The sequence below is a fragment of the Rhodoplanes sp. SY1 genome (assembly GCF_046000175.1).
In the GTDB taxonomy this organism is placed as follows: Bacteria; Pseudomonadota; Alphaproteobacteria; order Rhizobiales; family Xanthobacteraceae; genus Rhodoplanes.
Window position 1 is genome coordinate 1 of the sequence record NZ_JBEOMB010000125.1, and the last position, 15,219, is coordinate 15,219.

At 71.2% G+C, this 15,219-nt stretch carries 15 protein-coding genes; 7 read left to right on the top strand and 8 right to left on the bottom strand.

The features are described 5' to 3' along the window. Nucleotides 1–91 precede the first annotated feature (91 nt). The 5 genes from ABTU92_RS24435 (at nt 92) to ABTU92_RS24455 (ending at nt 4,966) form a co-directional block, all read left to right on the top strand. Nucleotides 92–706, top strand: a complete 615-nt coding sequence (locus tag ABTU92_RS24435; protein ID WP_408094217.1) for a 3TM-type holin — start codon at nt 92–94, stop codon at nt 704–706. 209 nt (nt 707–915) lie between these two features. Next, on the top strand, nt 916–1,470 hold the full coding sequence (locus ABTU92_RS24440) for a PepSY domain-containing protein (RefSeq protein WP_408094218.1): 555 nt from the start codon (nt 916–918) through the stop codon (nt 1,468–1,470). Between the two features lie 150 nt (nt 1,471–1,620). Further along, a complete protein-coding gene (locus tag ABTU92_RS24445; RefSeq protein ID WP_378476614.1) occupies nt 1,621–2,295 on the top strand; it encodes a response regulator transcription factor in 675 nt (224 codons plus the stop codon). 148 nt (nt 2,296–2,443) lie between these two features. Then, nucleotides 2,444–3,823, top strand: coding sequence for a sensor histidine kinase (locus tag ABTU92_RS24450; RefSeq protein WP_408094219.1), 1,380 nt, complete (start codon nt 2,444–2,446; stop codon nt 3,821–3,823). 252 nt (nt 3,824–4,075) lie between these two features. Beyond that, complete coding sequence (locus tag ABTU92_RS24455; RefSeq protein ID WP_408094220.1) at nt 4,076–4,966, top strand: polysaccharide deacetylase family protein; 891 nt, start codon at nt 4,076–4,078, stop codon at nt 4,964–4,966. Nucleotides 4,967–5,145: 179 nt separating this feature from the next. Here ABTU92_RS24455 and ABTU92_RS24460 read toward each other — a convergent pair whose 3' ends face one another. Both ABTU92_RS24460 and ABTU92_RS24465 read right to left on the bottom strand, forming a co-directional pair. Beyond that, the gene (locus ABTU92_RS24460; RefSeq protein ID WP_408094221.1) at nt 5,146–6,117 is read right to left on the bottom strand and encodes a PDR/VanB family oxidoreductase; all 972 of its coding nucleotides are present in this window, start codon (nt 6,115–6,117) and stop codon (nt 5,146–5,148) included. A gap of 4 nt (nt 6,118–6,121) precedes the next feature. Next, on the bottom strand, nt 6,122–7,228 hold the full coding sequence (locus ABTU92_RS24465) for a Rieske 2Fe-2S domain-containing protein (RefSeq protein ID WP_408094222.1): 1,107 nt from the start codon (nt 7,226–7,228) through the stop codon (nt 6,122–6,124). A 331-nt stretch (nt 7,229–7,559) separates the two neighbouring features. On the opposite strand from ABTU92_RS24465, the gene ABTU92_RS24470 reads away from it, so the two are divergent. Then, nucleotides 7,560–8,129: a TIGR00645 family protein gene (locus ABTU92_RS24470; RefSeq protein WP_408094223.1), complete on the top strand. Its 570-nt coding sequence runs from the start codon at nt 7,560–7,562 to the stop codon at nt 8,127–8,129. A gap of 124 nt (nt 8,130–8,253) precedes the next feature. Here the strand turns inward: ABTU92_RS24470 and ABTU92_RS24475 are convergent, their stop codons facing one another. The 6 genes from ABTU92_RS24475 to ABTU92_RS24500 all read right to left on the bottom strand — a co-directional run bounded on the left by ABTU92_RS24475 (nt 8,254) and on the right by ABTU92_RS24500 (nt 13,721). Continuing rightward, nucleotides 8,254–9,786 carry an MFS transporter gene (locus ABTU92_RS24475; RefSeq protein WP_408094224.1) on the bottom strand — a complete coding sequence of 511 codons (1,533 nt, stop codon included), beginning with the start codon at nt 9,784–9,786 and terminating at the stop codon, nt 8,254–8,256. 218 nt (nt 9,787–10,004) lie between these two features. Next, complete coding sequence (locus tag ABTU92_RS24480) at nt 10,005–10,781, bottom strand: anti-sigma factor family protein (RefSeq protein WP_408094225.1); 777 nt, start codon at nt 10,779–10,781, stop codon at nt 10,005–10,007. Then, nucleotides 10,778–11,302, bottom strand: coding sequence for a sigma-70 family RNA polymerase sigma factor (locus ABTU92_RS24485; RefSeq protein WP_408094226.1), 525 nt, complete (start codon nt 11,300–11,302; stop codon nt 10,778–10,780). Before ABTU92_RS24485 ends, ABTU92_RS24480 begins: the two co-directional genes overlap by 4 nt. Nucleotides 11,303–11,381: 79 nt before the next feature. After that, nucleotides 11,382–12,863, bottom strand: coding sequence for a YncE family protein (locus ABTU92_RS24490; RefSeq protein ID WP_408094227.1), 1,482 nt, complete (start codon nt 12,861–12,863; stop codon nt 11,382–11,384). A 10-nt stretch (nt 12,864–12,873) separates the two neighbouring features. After that, nucleotides 12,874–13,311 (bottom strand): DUF305 domain-containing protein, encoded by a 438-nt coding sequence (locus ABTU92_RS24495; RefSeq protein ID WP_408094228.1) that lies wholly within the window; start codon nt 13,309–13,311, stop codon nt 12,874–12,876. Nucleotides 13,312–13,451: 140 nt separating this feature from the next. Continuing rightward, nucleotides 13,452–13,721, bottom strand: a complete 270-nt coding sequence (locus ABTU92_RS24500) for a hypothetical protein (protein ID WP_408094229.1) — start codon at nt 13,719–13,721, stop codon at nt 13,452–13,454. 266 nt (nt 13,722–13,987) lie between these two features. On the opposite strand from ABTU92_RS24500, the gene ABTU92_RS24505 reads away from it, so the two are divergent. After that, nucleotides 13,988–15,214, top strand: a complete 1,227-nt coding sequence (locus ABTU92_RS24505; RefSeq protein ID WP_408094230.1) for a CaiB/BaiF CoA transferase family protein — start codon at nt 13,988–13,990, stop codon at nt 15,212–15,214. Nucleotides 15,215–15,219: the final 5 nt, after the last annotated feature.

The following is a 15,219-nucleotide window of genomic DNA, read 5'->3' on the forward strand; positions in this document are numbered from 1 at the left end:
CGGCGGCGCTCGCCGGCCGGCTCGAGACGTCGCTCGATACGATGCTGGCCGCGGTCCGGGCCGCGGGCGACCGGAACGCGGAGGTGATCTGATGGACTGGGCCTCTCTCGGCGGCCGCCTCGCGCAGGCGGGTGCCCCGATCATCGGCACCGCGCTGGGCGGTCCGCTCGGCGGCCTCGTCGGCGGCGCCCTCGGCACCGTCGTCGCCGAGGCGCTCGGCACCGCGCCGACCCCGGAGGCGGTCGGCCGGGCGATCGCCACGACGCCGGCGCCCGACATGCAGGCGAAGCTCTCCGCCGCCGAAAGCGAGGCCATGGCCCGATGGCCGGCGCTCGCCGAGATCGCCAGGGTCGAGGCCGAGTTGCAGGCGCGGGCGCTCGCCGAGACCACCGCGACCATGCGGGCCGAGGCGACCGCCGGCGATCCGCTGCAGCGCTGGTGGCGGCCCGCCTATGCGTTCGAGCTGACGATCGAGTGCGCGGCGTTCTTCGGCGTGCTGATCTGGTCGCTCGGGCGCGGCGACGCCGGGCCGCTGAACGCGGCGACGCATGCGACCGGGCTCCTCGGCCTCTACTGGGGCGCCCGCTTCGCCGTGCTCGGCGTCTACGTCAACGGCCGAACCCGCGAGAAGGAGGCGGCCACGACCGGCCAGCCGGCGCCGAGCCTCGTCGAGACGGTGGTCCGCACCGTCAAGGGGCGGCGCTGAGCGGCCGATCGCGCGACATGGCCGGGCCTTGGTCGTCGGGCATTGAGAACCGTCGCGCCCTTCCTAGATGACGCTGACGTGTCCCGACCGGCTGCCGCCGGTCGGCCCTGTCGTCGCCCCGGCCGGGGGGCTACACTACGAGGCTCCGGAGTCGCGGCGCGGTCCGGCGCGACGCGGGGAGCGGCGGCCCGAATTCGGCGAGGCGAGGCATGAGGACGCGAGCACCGACGGTTGCGGTCGTCACGGCGGTCCTGTCCGCCGGCCTGGTCGCGTGGGCCTGGCCCTGCATCGCCGCCGATCCCGACCCGCGTACCCTCGACCCGCGTGCCCCCGTGTCGGGTGCCCCCGTGTCGGGTGCGTCCGAGCCACGCGGGCCCGAGCCGGCCGCCGCCGAGACCAGGCCGGCGGCGCGGCCGCACGGGCTCGTGGTGCCGACCCGGACCGAGGGCGCCGCCGGGGGCAACGGCAACGGCGGCGTCACCGGCGCGACCGCCACGACGGCACCGGCCGGAGCCGCCACCGCGCCCGCCGGCCCGCGCTGCCTCACCCGGGCGGAGCAGCGCGCCCGCACGGCCGCCAAGCAGGTGGTGCCGCTCGCCAAGGCAGCGAGCGCCGTCAAGGCGCGCCACGGCGAGCTGCTGCGCGCCCGCCTGTGCGAGCAGAACGGCCGTCTCGTCTACATGCTCACGGTGCTGCCGCGGGGCGGCAAGGTGGTCCGCGCCACCGTCGATGCCGGGACGGGAGCGCTGATCTCCGGACCGTGACCGCGCCGGCTGCCGCTGCCGTCGATCGCGCCGGTGCGCACCGACGATGTTCCGAACCCCCGAGCCCCGTCCTTCCACCAAATCGAGCAACACGCTGCCGCCGCCGTCCGGCCCGCTCCCGCCGGCACCGGCATCCAGAGGACCGAGACCATGCGGCTCCTGGTCGTCGAGGACGATCCCGACCTCAATCGCCAGCTCGCCACCGCCCTGACCGACGCCGGCTACGTGGTGGACCGCGCCGCCGACGGCGAGGAGGGGCATTACCTCGGCGAGACCGAGCCCTACGACGCCGTCATCCTCGACATCGGCCTGCCCAAGATGGACGGGCTCTCGGTGCTGGAGAGCTGGCGCCGCGCCGGCCGCGTCATGCCGGTGCTGATGCTCACCGCGCGCGACCGCTGGAGCGACAAGGTGCAGGCCTTCGACGCCGGCGCCGACGACTACGTGGCGAAGCCGTTCCATCTCGAGGAGGTGCTGGCCCGCATCCGGGCGCTGCTGCGCCGCTCGGTCGGCCACGCGAAGTCCGAGTTCCTGTGCGGGCCGGTGCGGCTCGACTCGCGCACCGGTCGGGTGACGGTCGACGGCGCGCCTGTAAAACTCACCTCGCACGAGTACCGGCTGCTCTCCTATCTGATGCACCACTCGGGCCGGGTGGTGTCGCGCACCGAGCTGGTCGAGCACCTCTACGATCAGGACTTCGACCGCGACTCCAACACCATCGAGGTGTTCGTCGGGCGCATCCGCAAGAAGCTCGGCGTCGACGTGATCCAGACGGTGCGCGGGCTGGGCTATCTGCTCACGCCGCCCGAGGAGAGCCGGTCGTGACATCTGTCATCAAGCGGGGCATGACGGTCAGCCCGTCATGGCCGGGCTCGTCGCGGCCATCCACGTCGTCACGCGACCTGCGGTCGCGCCGTGGATGCCCGGCACAAGGCCGGGCATGACGACGCCGGGGTACGGGGATCCGAACTAGATGCGCGCCAACTCGCTCGCGCTGCGCCTCTTCCTGTCGGCCACGGCGTGGACCGTGATCATCCTGCTCGCGACCGGCATCAGCCTGTCGTCGCTGTATCGGCAGGCCGTGGAGCGCTCGTTCGATCGCCGGCTCGGCGTCTATCTGCGCACTCTGGTGGCCGAGGTGGCGGCGCCCGAGGAGGGGGCCGAACGCGGGCCGCTGTCGCTCGGCGAGCCGCTGTTCGAGCTGCCGCTGTCGGGCTGGTACTGGCAGATCACCCGGCTCGGCGCGCAAAAGCCCGAGACCCGCTCGTCGCGCTCGCTGTGGGACCAGACGCTGCCGCATCTGGCCGAGCAGGGCGTCCAGCCGGGCGCCGACGGCAGCCGGCGCTCCTATGTGCCGGGGCCCGAGGACCAGCGGCTGCGGCTGGTCGAGCGCACCGTCGATCTCGGCGACGAGGGGCGCTTCCTGGTCTCGGTCGCCGGCGACCCGCAGGAGATCGACGAGGAGACCCGCTCCTTCGACAACGCGCTCGCCATCACGTTCGTGATGCTGGCCGCCGTGCTCCTGCTGATCACGATGTTCCAGGTACGGTTCGGCCTCGCCCCGCTCAAGCGCATCTCGGAGAGCCTCGCCGCCATCCGGGCCGGCCGCAGCGAGCGGCTGGAGGGCGAGTTCCCGGACGAGATCGCGCCGCTCGCGCGCGAGACCAACGCGCTGATCGAAGCCAACCGGGAGATCGTGGAGCGCGCCCGCACCCATGTCGGCAATCTCGCCCATGCGCTGAAGACGCCGCTGTCGGTTGTCGTCAACGAGGCGGCGACGCGCGGCGACGACGACCCGCTCGCCCGCAAGGTGCGCGAGCAGGCGGCGATCATGCGCGACCAGGTGGCCCGCCATCTCGAGCGGGCGCGCCTGTCGGCCCGCCTCACCGTGGTCGGCACCGTGACCGAGGTGAAGCCGGTGGTCACGGCGCTCGCCCGCACCATGGAGAAGCTGCATCACGACCGCGGCCTCGTCATCGACGCCGACGTGCCGGAGACGCTGCGTTTCGTCGGCGAGCGGCAGGACCTCGAGGAGATGGTCGGCAACCTGGTCGACAATGCCTGCAAGTGGGCGCAGGGCCGCGTCGCCATCGAGGCGATCCCGGCGCCCGCGCCCGACCGGCGCGCCGGCGCCGGCCTGCGCATCGTCGTCGACGACGACGGACCGGGCCTCTCGGAGGCCGAGCGCGAGCAGGTCGCGCGGCGCGGCAAGCGGCTCGACGAGTCCAAGCCGGGCTCCGGCCTCGGCCTGTCGATCGTCACCGAGCTGGCCGGCCTCTACGGCGGCAAGCTCACCCTCTCGGCCGCCCCGATCGGCGGCCTGCGCGCCGAGCTTCTGTTGCCGGCCGGGTGATCCTGGGATGGTCCAGTCATCCCGGGGCGTGGACCGCAGGTCCGCGAGCCCGGGATCCAGCGACTGGCTCCGAATCCGGAGGTGGATTCCGGGTTCGCCGCTGCGCGGCGCCCTGGAATGACCATGTGGGGTGCCCCGCCGTTCCCGCATCGCTTCGATGCGGCGGCGTGCGGCCTCGCCGGCGTCGCGGCCTGCTAGGCTGCGCCCTCCCGCTTCGCTGCCTGCAAGAAAAGAAACACGGAGAGACGCGCCATGAGCGAGACCCTCGGCCACAGCCTGCGCGGCCGCATCCCGTATCAGCCGATCCATCGGCGGCCCGCGTTGAAGCTTCCCGACGGCGCCCGGGTCGCCGTGTGGACGATCGTCAATGTCGAGAACTGGCTCACCGAAGGAGCGATGCCGCGCGCCGTGCTGCCGCCGCCGATGGGGCAGCCGCTGCTGCCCGACGTGCCCAACTGGGCCTGGCACGAGTACGGCAACCGGGTCGGCTTCTGGCGCTTCCTCGACGCCCTGAACGCGCGCGGCCTGAAGGCGACCTTCGCCGTGAACGGCATCGCCTGCGAGACCTATCCGGAGGTCTGCGCGGCGGCGCGCGACGCCGGCTGGGACTTCATGGGCCACGGCTTCGTGCAGCGCCCCATGCACAAGCTCGACGACCAGCGCGCCGCCATCCGCAAGACCGTCGAGGCGATCAAGGCGTTCACCGGCAAGCCGCCGCGCGGCTGGGAGAGCCCCGGCCTCACCGAGACCGACGAGACGATCGACATCCTGGCCGAGGAGGGGATCGAGTACGTCGCCGACTGGGTGCTGGACGATCAGCCGGTGCCGATCGCGACGCGGGCCGGCCGGGTGGTGTCGGTGCCCTACACGGTCGAGGTCAACGACGTCGTCATCAGCGCCGTGCAGCAGCAGCCCTCCGACGAGATCTTCCGCCGCGGACGTGATCAGTTCGACCGGCTCTATCAGGAGGGCGCGACGACGCCGCGCGTGATGGCGATCGCCATCCACCCTTACCTCACCGGCGTGCCGCACCGGATCAAGTATCTCGAGGCGCTCTACGACTACATCCTCGGCCACGGCAACGTGGCGATGTGGACGGGGGCGGAGATTCTCGACTGGTACAAGACCCAGGTGCCGGCGTAGCGGTTGCGCGGACGCTGCCCCATCCTCCGCTCATGCCCGCGCAGGCGGGCATCCAGGGCCACACCTCGGGTCGCCCCTGGGTCCCGCCTTCGCGGGGACGAGCGGACATCGGGACGATCGACGCTGACGGAAAGGCCCCGGATCGCCCCGCTCTTGCCGGCGAAGAACGCCGGTCGCCCTCACTCCGGCCGGTCGGCCGTGTCGATCGTGATGCGGCCGCCGGCGACGCGGGAGACGCAGGTGCACAGCTTGGCGTTCGCCGCCTTCTCCTGGTCGCTGAAGAACACGTCGCGGTGGTCGACGGTGCCGTCGACCGCGAGGATCGGCAAGGCGCACAGGCCGCATTCGCCCTTGCGGCAGTCGGAGATCATGGCGACGCCGGCGGCCTCGAGCGCGTCGAGCATCGTGCGGTTCGCCGGCACGACGATCTCCTTGCCGAGCCGCGGGATCGCCACCGTGAACGGCACGGTCGGGAAGCGGCCGCTGCAGCCGAAGGTCTCGAAGCGCAGATTCTCGGGCCGCCGGCCGCTCGCCTGCCAGGCGTGCTTGGCCGCCTCCAGCATGCCGATCGGGCCACAGACATAGAGCTCGCCGTCGGGCGCGAGCCCGGCGATCGCGGCGGCGAGGTCGACCCGGCCGCCGGTCTCGCTGGTGATCACGGTCAGGCGTTCGCCGAGCGCCTCGCGCAGCTCGTCGACGAGGGCGAGGTCGGCGGCGCGGCGCGCCGCATAGACGAGCCGCAGGCGCGCGCCGGCGCGGGCCAGCGCGGTCGCCATCGTGTAGATCGGCGTGATGCCGATGCCGCCGGCGACGAGCAGATAGTCGGGCCGCCCGGCGCCGAGCGGGAAGGTGTCGTGCGGCCCGGTGAAGGAGAGCCGCGCGCCGGGCGCGAGCGACCACATCCAGGCCGAGCCGCCGCGCGACTGCGGCAGCCGCTTCACGGCGATCCGGTAGAGGCCGTCCGCACACGCGCCGACGATCGAGTAGGAGCGGGTGTCCGGGCGCTCGTCGATCCGCACCGTCACGTCGAGATGGCTGCCGGGCGGCGGCGGCGCGAAGACCGCCGGCTCGATCTCGAACAGGCGAATGTCGGACGTGAGATCGCGGGTGGCGCGGAGCACGCCGGTCTGCTGGTCGGTTCGCGCGAGCATCACATCACTCCGCCGCCTGGCTCGGGACCGCCCGCGGGCCGGCCTGCTCGGCGTCGAGCATGCGGTCGATCAGCTGGCGGGCCCACAGCGCGCCGGCGTCGATGTTGAGATTGTAGAACGGCATGCGCGGATTGCGGTCGATCGCCTTCTGCTGCGCCTCCAGCACGACGTGATCCTGGTCGTAGACGCCCTTGCCGTCGTTGACGTGGCCCTTCTGGATCGCGCGCGTCAGTTCCTCGTCGTCGCGGCGGAAGTTGCGCACGAAGTTCCAGTGGTAGTGGCAGCTCGTCTCGGTCTCCGGCGTGATCGCGGCGAGGAAGCAGCCGTTGACGCCCTGCGAGCGGTCGCCCTCGCGCGCCCCCGTCCCGGTCGGCGCCACGCCGACGTCGCCGGCGATCACCGAGGGCGCCTGGAAGTGGATGATCTGCCAGCGATCGACGTTGCCTTGCTTGCCGAGCAGCCTGGCCCAGAAGGGCGGCGCCTCGATGTCGATCATCCAGCGCGTCACGGTGGCGCGGCGGTCCGAATGGGTGACGTCGAACGGGCTCTCCAGGATGGCGTCGTGGCCGATGCTGCCGGCGTGCACATAGGTCTCGTGGGTCAGGTCCATCAGGTTGTCGATGACCAGCCGGTAGTCGCATTTCAGCGAGTAGAAGGTGCCGCCTTCGCCGACCCAGTCGGTGCCGTCGTTCCAGTGGAAGTCGGGAATCGTCGCCGGATCGGCGAGCGCCGGGTCGCCCGGCCACACCCACACCAGCCGGTGCCGCTCGGCGACCGGATAGGCGTGCACGCAGGCCGAGGGGTTGATGGTCTTCTGGGCCGGCATGAAGGTGCAGCGGCCGTCGCCGTCGAAGACGAGGCCGTGATAGCCGCACACCACCTGGTCGCCGTCGAGGCGGCCGAGCGAGAGCGGCAGCAGCCGGTGCCAGCAGGCGTCCTCGAGGGCGGCGACGCGGCCATCGGAGCGACGGTACAGCACCATGTCCTTGCCGCAGACGGTGCGGGCCGACAGTGCGCGGCCGATCTCGTGGGTCCAGGCGGCGGCGTACCAGGCATCGAGCGGGAAGGGGTGTCGGGTCGCGGCGGAGCCGGGGGTGGCGTGGGGCGTCATTGGGCGTTTCCTGGCGGTTTCGTTGTTTGGACTAATGCTAGGCGGCGGGGCGCGGCCGAGGCCAGCGGAAAGATGCCCACGATTCCGGTGGGAGCGCCCGGTCGGCCCACCAAGGCCTTGCGAGGTCGGGGAAGGTGGGCAATCGCCCACTGCGACCGCCTGTCGCGGGGCGGGGCGAAAGCCGCGGTCGAAGCGGCCTTTCGGCGTCATGCCGCCGACGATTTGGTGTGCTGGAGGATGCGCGGCGGTGGACCGGACGGCCGCCCCGGTCGTATCACCCGCCGATTCCCATGACCCACTGCCTTGCCAAGGCTTCAGCGAGACCCTCCGGATGACCGAGACGACCCCGCACCCTTCGAAGCCGCTGCCGAAGGCGCTGCGCCCCCTGCCGATGCTGATCTTCAGCTCGCGCTGGCTGCAGCTGCCGCTCTATGTGGGCCTGATCGTCGCCCAGGGCGTCTACGTCGTGCTGTTCCTCAAGGAGCTGTGGCACCTCGTCACCCACTCGTTCGACTTCAGCGAGCTGCAGATCATGCTAGTGGTGCTCGGCCTGATCGACGTGGTGATGATCTCGAACCTGCTGATCATGGTGATCGTCGGCGGCTACGAGACCTTCGTGTCGCGGCTCGGCCTCGAGGGCCATCCCGACCAGCCGGAGTGGCTCAGCCACGTCAATGCGAGCGTGCTGAAGATCAAGCTCGCGATGGCGATCATCGGCATCTCGTCGATCCACCTGCTGCGCACCTTCATCGAGGCCGGCGCGCTCGACTCCGGGCGCGGCACCCTGACCGCGACCGGCGTGATGTGGCAGACCATCATCCACTGCGTCTTCATCCTGTCGGCGATCGGCATCGCCTGGGTGGACCGCCTCAGCCAGCTTCCGAACGGCGTGCATCACTGATGAGCCGGTCATTCCGGGGCGCGGCGAAGCCGCGAACCCGGAATCCAGCGGCAAGTTCGGAGTTTTTGGCTGGATTCCGGGTTCGCCGCTGCGCGGCGCCCCGGAATGACGAATTCGGCGACGATCAGATCCGCCGCAGCGGGTTGGTCAGCGCCAGCGCGAGGCCGCCGAGCGTGAAGCCGGCGATGCCGAGGAAGACGACCCGGAAGGCGTCGCGGATGTCGCCCTGCACGGCGGCGAGCCGCTCGGGCGGCAGGCTCGCGGCGGCGTCGCGGCCGCGCTGCGCGAGCCCCGAGAAGACCGCCAGCGCCTCCGGACTGTGGAGCGCCAGCCAGCCGAACAGCAGCGTCGCGATCACGGCGGTGCCGAGCCCGGCGCCGATCGAGCGCGAGAACTGCACCGAGCCCGCCGCCTCGCCGAGCCGGCCGGGGCCGGCGGCGCTCTGCACCGTCACCTGCACGACCGCCATCACGGTGCCCATGCAGGCGCCGTTCCAGAACATCATGCCGCCGAGCGCCGTGATCGACAGGTCGTTGGCGAAGATCGCCAGCACGACCAGGTTGACGGCGGCGAGCCCGAGCCCGACCGAGGGGAACACGGTCGTGTAGCCGGTGCTCGCCATCAGCCGGCCGGTGAGCAGCGAGCCGGTGCCGATCCCGATGGTGAGCGGCACCAGCACGAGGCCCATGGTGGAGGGCGAGGCGCCGCGCACCACCCCGAGATAGACCGGCAGGAAGGTGATCAGCGAGACCAGCGCGCCACCGTGGAAGGCCGCCATCGCGTCGGCGCGCCAGATCGCCGGCTGCTTGAGGAGGCCGAGCGGGATCAGCGGCGAGGGCGTGCGGCGCTCCTGCAGGATCAGCAGCACGAGGCTCAGCGCCGCGGCGGCGAGCAGCGCGGCCGCGAACGGCAGGGCGGAGAAGTTCGCCCGCTGCACCTGCTCGAGCGACAACAGCGTCGTCGTCACGAAGGCGGCGAACAGGATCAGCCCGAGCGGATCGGACGCCCACGCGGTCCGCTCGACCTTGCGGACCGGCAGGCGCAGCACGAGCCCCATCGCCAGCACGGCGATCGGCAGGTTGACCAGGAAGATCGAGCGCCAGCCGAAATGCTCGGTGAGGACGCCGCCGACCACCGGGCCGAACGAGTTCGCCGTGACGGCGACGCCGGCCAGCCAGCCCTGGTAGCGGGCGCGCTCGCGCGGCGGCACCGCCTCGCCGACCAGCGCCTGCGATAGCGTCATCAGCCCGCCGCCACCGAGGCCCTGGAGGACGCGGGCGAGCGCCAGCGTCTCGATGGTCGGCGCGGCGGCGCACAGGAGCGACGTCACCAGGAACACGCCGAGCGCCACCAGCAGGAGCCGTCGCCGGCCGAAGGCGTCGCCGAGCCGCCCGTACACGGGCGCCGCGACCGTGGCGGCGATCAGATAGGCGACCACCACCCAAGGGGCGCGCTCGATCTGCCCGGTCGAGGCGGCGATCGCCGGCAGCGCCGTCGCCACGATGGTCTGGTCGACCACGGCCAGGAACATCGGCAGCATGATCGACGGGAAGATCAGCTTGAACGGGGTGCCGGCGGGCGATGTGGAAGGGGGAGGGGAGGACGGGTTGGGCGAGGGGGACGATGGCGGCGAGGGCTGTTCGGGGGAACTCGACAACGGCCTGGTCCTGTAGTCCGGAAGCGGGCACTGGTGTTCGCATGTGGCGAACACCAGTGCCGCATTGGCGCGGGAGCGCTACCGTCCCACATAGTCGCGGTCCGGCCGAATCCGCAAGCCGTGCGGCGTGCTCACCCGGGATGACGCCGGAGACGGAGGGCCCGTCGACGGCCGGCGCGACGGCATCGCGCCGACGCGCGCCGCGACGCCGCTGTTCATCAGATGCCGTGCTCTTGCCGGCGAATCTCGTTAGCGATCGGATGCAGCGCCTCGGCCGACAGCGGCCCCACCAGGCTGAAGCCGATGCCGTTCTCGGCCCACGCGAACCCAGCCGTCGATCCGCGCGCGTGCGGGCGCATCGGCGCGTCCTGGTCGATCACCATTCGGCGGCTCAGGAGGGCGAGACGCGTGCCGCGATCGTCGTCGTACATGAACAGCACGGCCGGCCCCTGCGGCGTCGCGACCAAGCGTCCGCCCATGAAACGATAGCCGGAGCGCGACAGGTCCGGCGCCGTGACGGCCCGGCCGAGACGCTGCGAGGCCCAGTCGACCAGCAACGTGCGGTCCTCCGCGCGGAGTTCCACCGGACGGACATGGTCGGATGCGTAGACCTCGAAGCTCTCCGTCGCCTGCGACGCCAGCGCAGCGATGCCGCCGACCGGCGGCTGCGACAGATCGCGCAGCATCCAGCCGGTCGCGCCGCCGCACAGCAGCACGATCGCGGCGGCTGCGGCGACTGCCGCCGCTCGCCATCCGCGCGAGGTCTGCCGCGCCTCGATCAGGCGCCTCAGGTCGAGCCGCGACGGCACCGGCTCCTCGGCGATCGGCGCCAGGGCGGCGCGCAGCGCCTCGCGCTGCCGGCGATAGTCTTCGACGCGTCCGGCGACATCGGGGTGGCTCTTCAGATACTCGGCGACTTCGGTGCGACGTGCAGGATCGAGCGCCTGATCGACAAAGGCGTGCAGGTCGTCTTCGGAGATCGGACGGATGCTCATTTGATTCTCCGCAGATTCGAGGCTTTGGCGATCCTGTCCGGCTCTCCCAGGGCGCGCCGGAGCCGTTCGCGGCCGCGGGCCAGGCGGGACATCACGGTTCCGATCGGTACGTCGAGGACGTCGGCGGCCTCGGCATAGGACAGGTCTTCGACGGCGACCAGGAGGAGCACGGCGCGCTGATCTTCGGGCAAATCGGCGAGCGCCTGAACGACGTCGTGATGCAGGATCCGATCCTCCTGTGCGGGTGGATGCGAGACCGAATCCTCGTCGGCGTCCTCGATCGCCACGTGCCGGCCGCGGCGCTGCGCCTGGCGGAGGCGGTTGACGGCGAGGTTGTGCAGGATCGTGAAGAGCCAGGTCCGGGCGTCGCCGTCCTGGCGGCGCTGATGCCAACGTCCGATCGCCCGCTCGAGGCAGTCCTGGACGAGATCGTCGGCGGCGGAGCGGTCCCGCAGCAGAGCCCGCGCATAGCGCCGCAGCGCGGGAATGAGCGGCTCGATCAGCGACGTCATCGTGCTCATGGCGAAACCCGCATGGCCTTCCCGGACGGACCGCCCGTCCAGGAGGGCGGAATGTGGGCCGCCCCTCGGCGTGTCGTCATCACATCTGCACCTGCACGGGCGCGCCGGTCCGGCCGGGCACGCCCGGAGCGATGACGAGATATCGCGGCGGCGATTCCACGCCTTGTATGATCTGGCGGATCGGGCCGACCGCATTGACGATGGCCGCGCCGGCCGGATTGGTGGTGAAACCGGAGAGCGGCTGGAGCGTTCCGCCGCCGTCCGGGTTCGGCGCCAGAGCCAGCACATAGGGCTTCTTCGGTTCGAGGCCGGTCACCGATGCCTGCAGCACCTGCGTCAGGCCCTGGTCGAACAGCGAGACGCTGGTCGGCGCCGCGTCGGTCTGATGGGGCCTCGCCGAAAGCGTGAACTGGGCTGCCGCTCCGGACGTCGCGAGCGGCTGCAGCCCCTGCTTTCCGTCGCCGGAGGGCACGGCGTTCGGAACATACACGACCGCCTGCGGCGCCTGGCCGATCGGAACGGTCGCCACCACGGTGTTGGACGCCGTGTCGATGACCGTGAGGCCGTCGGCGTTCTCCAGGCCGACATAGATCCGGCTGCCGTCGCCGGACGGCCAAAGACCGTGCGGCAGCCTGCCGACCGGGATGGTCGCGACCTGCGAGAAGTCGTCGGTGTCGAAAACCCTGACCTCGTTCAGACCGCCGACCGTGACATAGGCGAACATGCCGGCGGTGGTGCGTGCGAAATTGACGTGGTTGGTGATCGGCCCGGTGTCGAGCGTCTTCAGCACCGAGAACGGCGGCCGTGCGTCGAACACCATCGTCTTGCCCACATCCTTGAGCGTGAGCCAGACCTGCTTGCCGTCCGGCGTCGCCGCGATGTTGGGGCAGAACGGGCTCTCCTGCTTCACCCGCCCGACGATCCGATGGTCGGCCACCGAGATCACCACGGTTTCGGGATTGAAGGACGAGCAAACATAGCCGTAGGTGCCGTCCGGCGAGAAGATCTGCATGCCGGGGCCGGCCGGGACCTCGATGCGCGTCTTCTCTGCGAAGGTGGTGGCGTCCAGCACGGCGACATGGTCCTCGCCCCGCACCGTGACCCAGACTTCCTTGCCGTCCGGTGTGAAGAAGGCCTCGTGCGGTGCGCGGCCCACATAGGTCACGTGCTTCACCGCATTGGTCGCGGTGTCGATGAACGACACCGAGTTGGTGCCGATCGACACGACCGCGAGCGTCTTGTGGTCCGGCGAAAAGCCCAGGCCGTGCACCAGCACCTGGCCGCGATAGAGCGGACTCAGATTGCCCGGTTGCGGATCGCCGAGCCGGATGACCCCGAGCAGCGTGTTGTCGGACGGGTCGGTCACCGACACCGTGTTGGAGAACTGCTCGGCCGCATAGACGCGGTCGTGCCGGCTCACCGGAATGTCCCGGGCAGCCGCCGCATCCGGGGCCTGGCCGGCCCATGCCGCAGGCGTGCCGGCGAGGCAGGTGGTCACGAGGACCGCAGTCGCGAGGCCCGTGGTCGCGAGCAGTCCCGTCGTCGAGGCGTTGCGGGGCATGTCCTGATCCTCATCGCGTCGTCGAGCCGCAGGTCTGGGTCGGCGCCGCCGCCGACGCAGGGAGTGGATCGCCGATGGCGAGCCGCATGGCCGCGATCTCCTGCTGCTGGGTGACGATGATCTCCTGCGCCAGCCGCCTGAGCTGCTCGTTACGACCGTAACGCAGCACCGCCACCGCCATGTCGATGCCGCCCTGGTGATGCGGCACCATCATGGCGACGAAGTCGCGGTCCACGTCGCCGGACGGACGCACGGCCATGTCGGCCATCATCTTGTCCATGGCGGCATGGTTCTCGCGCAGGAACGCGGCTTCCTCGTCGGAGACGGGGCTCGTCGCGTCGGCCGGCGCGGCCGAAGCGTGGGGCGCGTGATGCGCCTCGTGTGCGGCTATGCCGGTCGTGGACATCACCACGACGGCGAGGGCGACCACGATCGTGTTTCGATCCATACGACTGCTCCTTGGCAGAGGGTGTCGTCGATGCAGACACGCGGGGAGCGGAATTATTCCCGGGCTCGCGCGAAAACTTCGGCGATGGTGCGGCACGGCGGGAGAGAGCCGGGCCGGTCTCTCCCGCCGTGGGCGCGCGATCAGCGGAGGTCGGGGGCGTCCCTCAGGATCTGCTGCCGCACGCTCGGATCGGGGTCACGGCCGACGATCCGGCCGTTGTAGACGACCGCGTCCGAGGGGCTCTGCACCGTGGCCATGCCGTGCTGCGGCGACTGGGCATGGCCGTACCGCGCCGGCACGATGTCGGCGGTGGCGACATCGCCTTCGAAGGTCCGGGCCAGCGCCGGGGAGGCGAGGGCTGCCGCGAGCGTCATGGTGGCGACCAGCGTGCGTCCGATGAGCTTGTTCATGGTTCCGTCTCCTGTCGGGGTGGATCGCTTCGGGTCGAAGCGATCTCGATCAGGTAGACAAGCGGCGGGCGCTTTTATTCCGGCCGGTTATTCCGGCCGGTGCGGATCGTGTCGCGGCGCGGTGAACCTCGGAGGGCCGCGCGGCTGGCGGCCGGCGCCGCCCGGGATGGTCGAGACGCGCTTCCCGGGAGCGCTCCTCACCATGAATCCGAGAGAATCCGTGATATTCAGCATCGATCGATGCTTCTTTCGGATCGTCTCGTCTCATGACCACGGCTCTTTCTCACATCCGGGTGCTCGACCTCTCGCGCGTGCTCGCCGGTCCCTGGTGCACCCAGAACCTCGCCGATCTCGGCGCCGACGTGATCAAGGTCGAGCGGCCCGGCACGGGCGACGACACACGCGCCTGGGGGCCGCCCTTCGTGGCGGACGCCGACGGCGCGTCGAGCGGCGACTCGACCTATTACGCCGCCGCCAATCGCGGCAAGCGGTCGATCGCGATCGACATCGCGCGGCCCGAGGGGCAGGCGCTGGTGCGCGCGCTCGCGGCGGAAAGCGACGTCGTGATCGAGAACTTCAAGGTCGGCGATCTCGCCCGCTACGCGCTCGACTATGCGAGCCTCGCGCCCAAGAATCCGGGGCTCGTCTACTGCTCGATCACGGGCTACGGCCAGGACGGCCCGGCGGCCCACAAGCCCGGCTACGACTTCGTCTTCCAGGCGCAGGGGGGGCTGATGAGCATCACGGGCGAGCGTGACGACCTTCCCGGCGGCGGACCCCAGAAGGTCGGCATCGCCATCGCCGACGTGCTCACCGGCATGTACGCGACGATCGCGATCCTGGCGGCGCTCAACCACCGCAGCGTCTCTGGGCGCGGCCAATACATCGACATGGCGCTGCTCGACTGCATCGTCGCGCTCGGCGGCAACCAGGTGACCGGCTTCTTCGCTTCCGGCAAGGTGCCGCATCGCTACGGCAACGCCCATGCGAGCCTCGTTCCCTATGGGTCGTTCGCGACCGCCGACGGGCACGTGGTGATCGCGGTCGGCAACGACGCCCAGTGGCGGCGCTGCTGCGACGTGCTGGGCCGTGCCGATCTCGCCGCCGATCCGCGCTGGAGCACCATGTCGGGCCGCATCGTCGGCCGCGACGAGCTGATACCCGATCTCGCCGCGACGCTGAAGACGAGGACCACGGCCGGGTGGGTCGCCGCGCTGGAGGCGCAGGGCGTGCCGTGCGGCGCCATCAACGACTATGCGCAGGTGTTCGAGGAGCCGCAGGTCAAGCATCGCGGCCTGCGCATCGACCTGCCGCGCGACGACGGCAGCGCGGTCGCCACCATCGCGTCGCCGCTGCGGCTTTCCGGCACGCCGCCGCGCTACGACCGCGCCCCCCCGCGTCTCGGCCAGCACACCGACGAGATTCTGCGCGGCGTGCTGGGCACGAGCGACGAGGAGATCGCGGCGCTCCGCGCGGCCGGCGTGGTGGGGTGACGTCG

Excerpts from the sequence above, each read along its gene's own strand:
- ABTU92_RS24490 (WP_408094227.1), bottom strand. The coding sequence starts at position 12,863 with ATGCCCCGCAACGCCTCGACGACGGGACTGCTCGCGACCACGGGCCTC.
- ABTU92_RS24505 (WP_408094230.1), top strand. The coding sequence starts at position 13,988 with ATGACCACGGCTCTTTCTCACATCCGGGTGCTCGACCTCTCGCGCGTG.
- ABTU92_RS24455 (WP_408094220.1), top strand. The coding sequence starts at position 4,076 with ATGAGCGAGACCCTCGGCCACAGCCTGCGCGGCCGCATCCCGTATCAG.
- ABTU92_RS24495 (WP_408094228.1), bottom strand. The coding sequence starts at position 13,311 with ATGGATCGAAACACGATCGTGGTCGCCCTCGCCGTCGTGGTGATGTCC.
- ABTU92_RS24465 (WP_408094222.1), bottom strand. The coding sequence starts at position 7,228 with ATGACGCCCCACGCCACCCCCGGCTCCGCCGCGACCCGACACCCCTTC.
- ABTU92_RS24480 (WP_408094225.1), bottom strand. The coding sequence starts at position 10,781 with ATGAGCATCCGTCCGATCTCCGAAGACGACCTGCACGCCTTTGTCGAT.
- ABTU92_RS24445 (WP_378476614.1), top strand. The coding sequence starts at position 1,621 with ATGCGGCTCCTGGTCGTCGAGGACGATCCCGACCTCAATCGCCAGCTC.
- ABTU92_RS24440 (WP_408094218.1), top strand. The coding sequence starts at position 916 with ATGAGGACGCGAGCACCGACGGTTGCGGTCGTCACGGCGGTCCTGTCC.
- ABTU92_RS24460 (WP_408094221.1), bottom strand. The coding sequence starts at position 6,117 with ATGCTCGCGCGAACCGACCAGCAGACCGGCGTGCTCCGCGCCACCCGC.
- ABTU92_RS24485 (WP_408094226.1), bottom strand. The coding sequence starts at position 11,302 with ATGAGCACGATGACGTCGCTGATCGAGCCGCTCATTCCCGCGCTGCGG.
- ABTU92_RS24470 (WP_408094223.1), top strand. The coding sequence starts at position 7,560 with ATGACCGAGACGACCCCGCACCCTTCGAAGCCGCTGCCGAAGGCGCTG.
- ABTU92_RS24500 (WP_408094229.1), bottom strand. The coding sequence starts at position 13,721 with ATGAACAAGCTCATCGGACGCACGCTGGTCGCCACCATGACGCTCGCG.
- ABTU92_RS24435 (WP_408094217.1), top strand. The coding sequence starts at position 92 with ATGGACTGGGCCTCTCTCGGCGGCCGCCTCGCGCAGGCGGGTGCCCCG.
- ABTU92_RS24450 (WP_408094219.1), top strand. The coding sequence starts at position 2,444 with ATGCGCGCCAACTCGCTCGCGCTGCGCCTCTTCCTGTCGGCCACGGCG.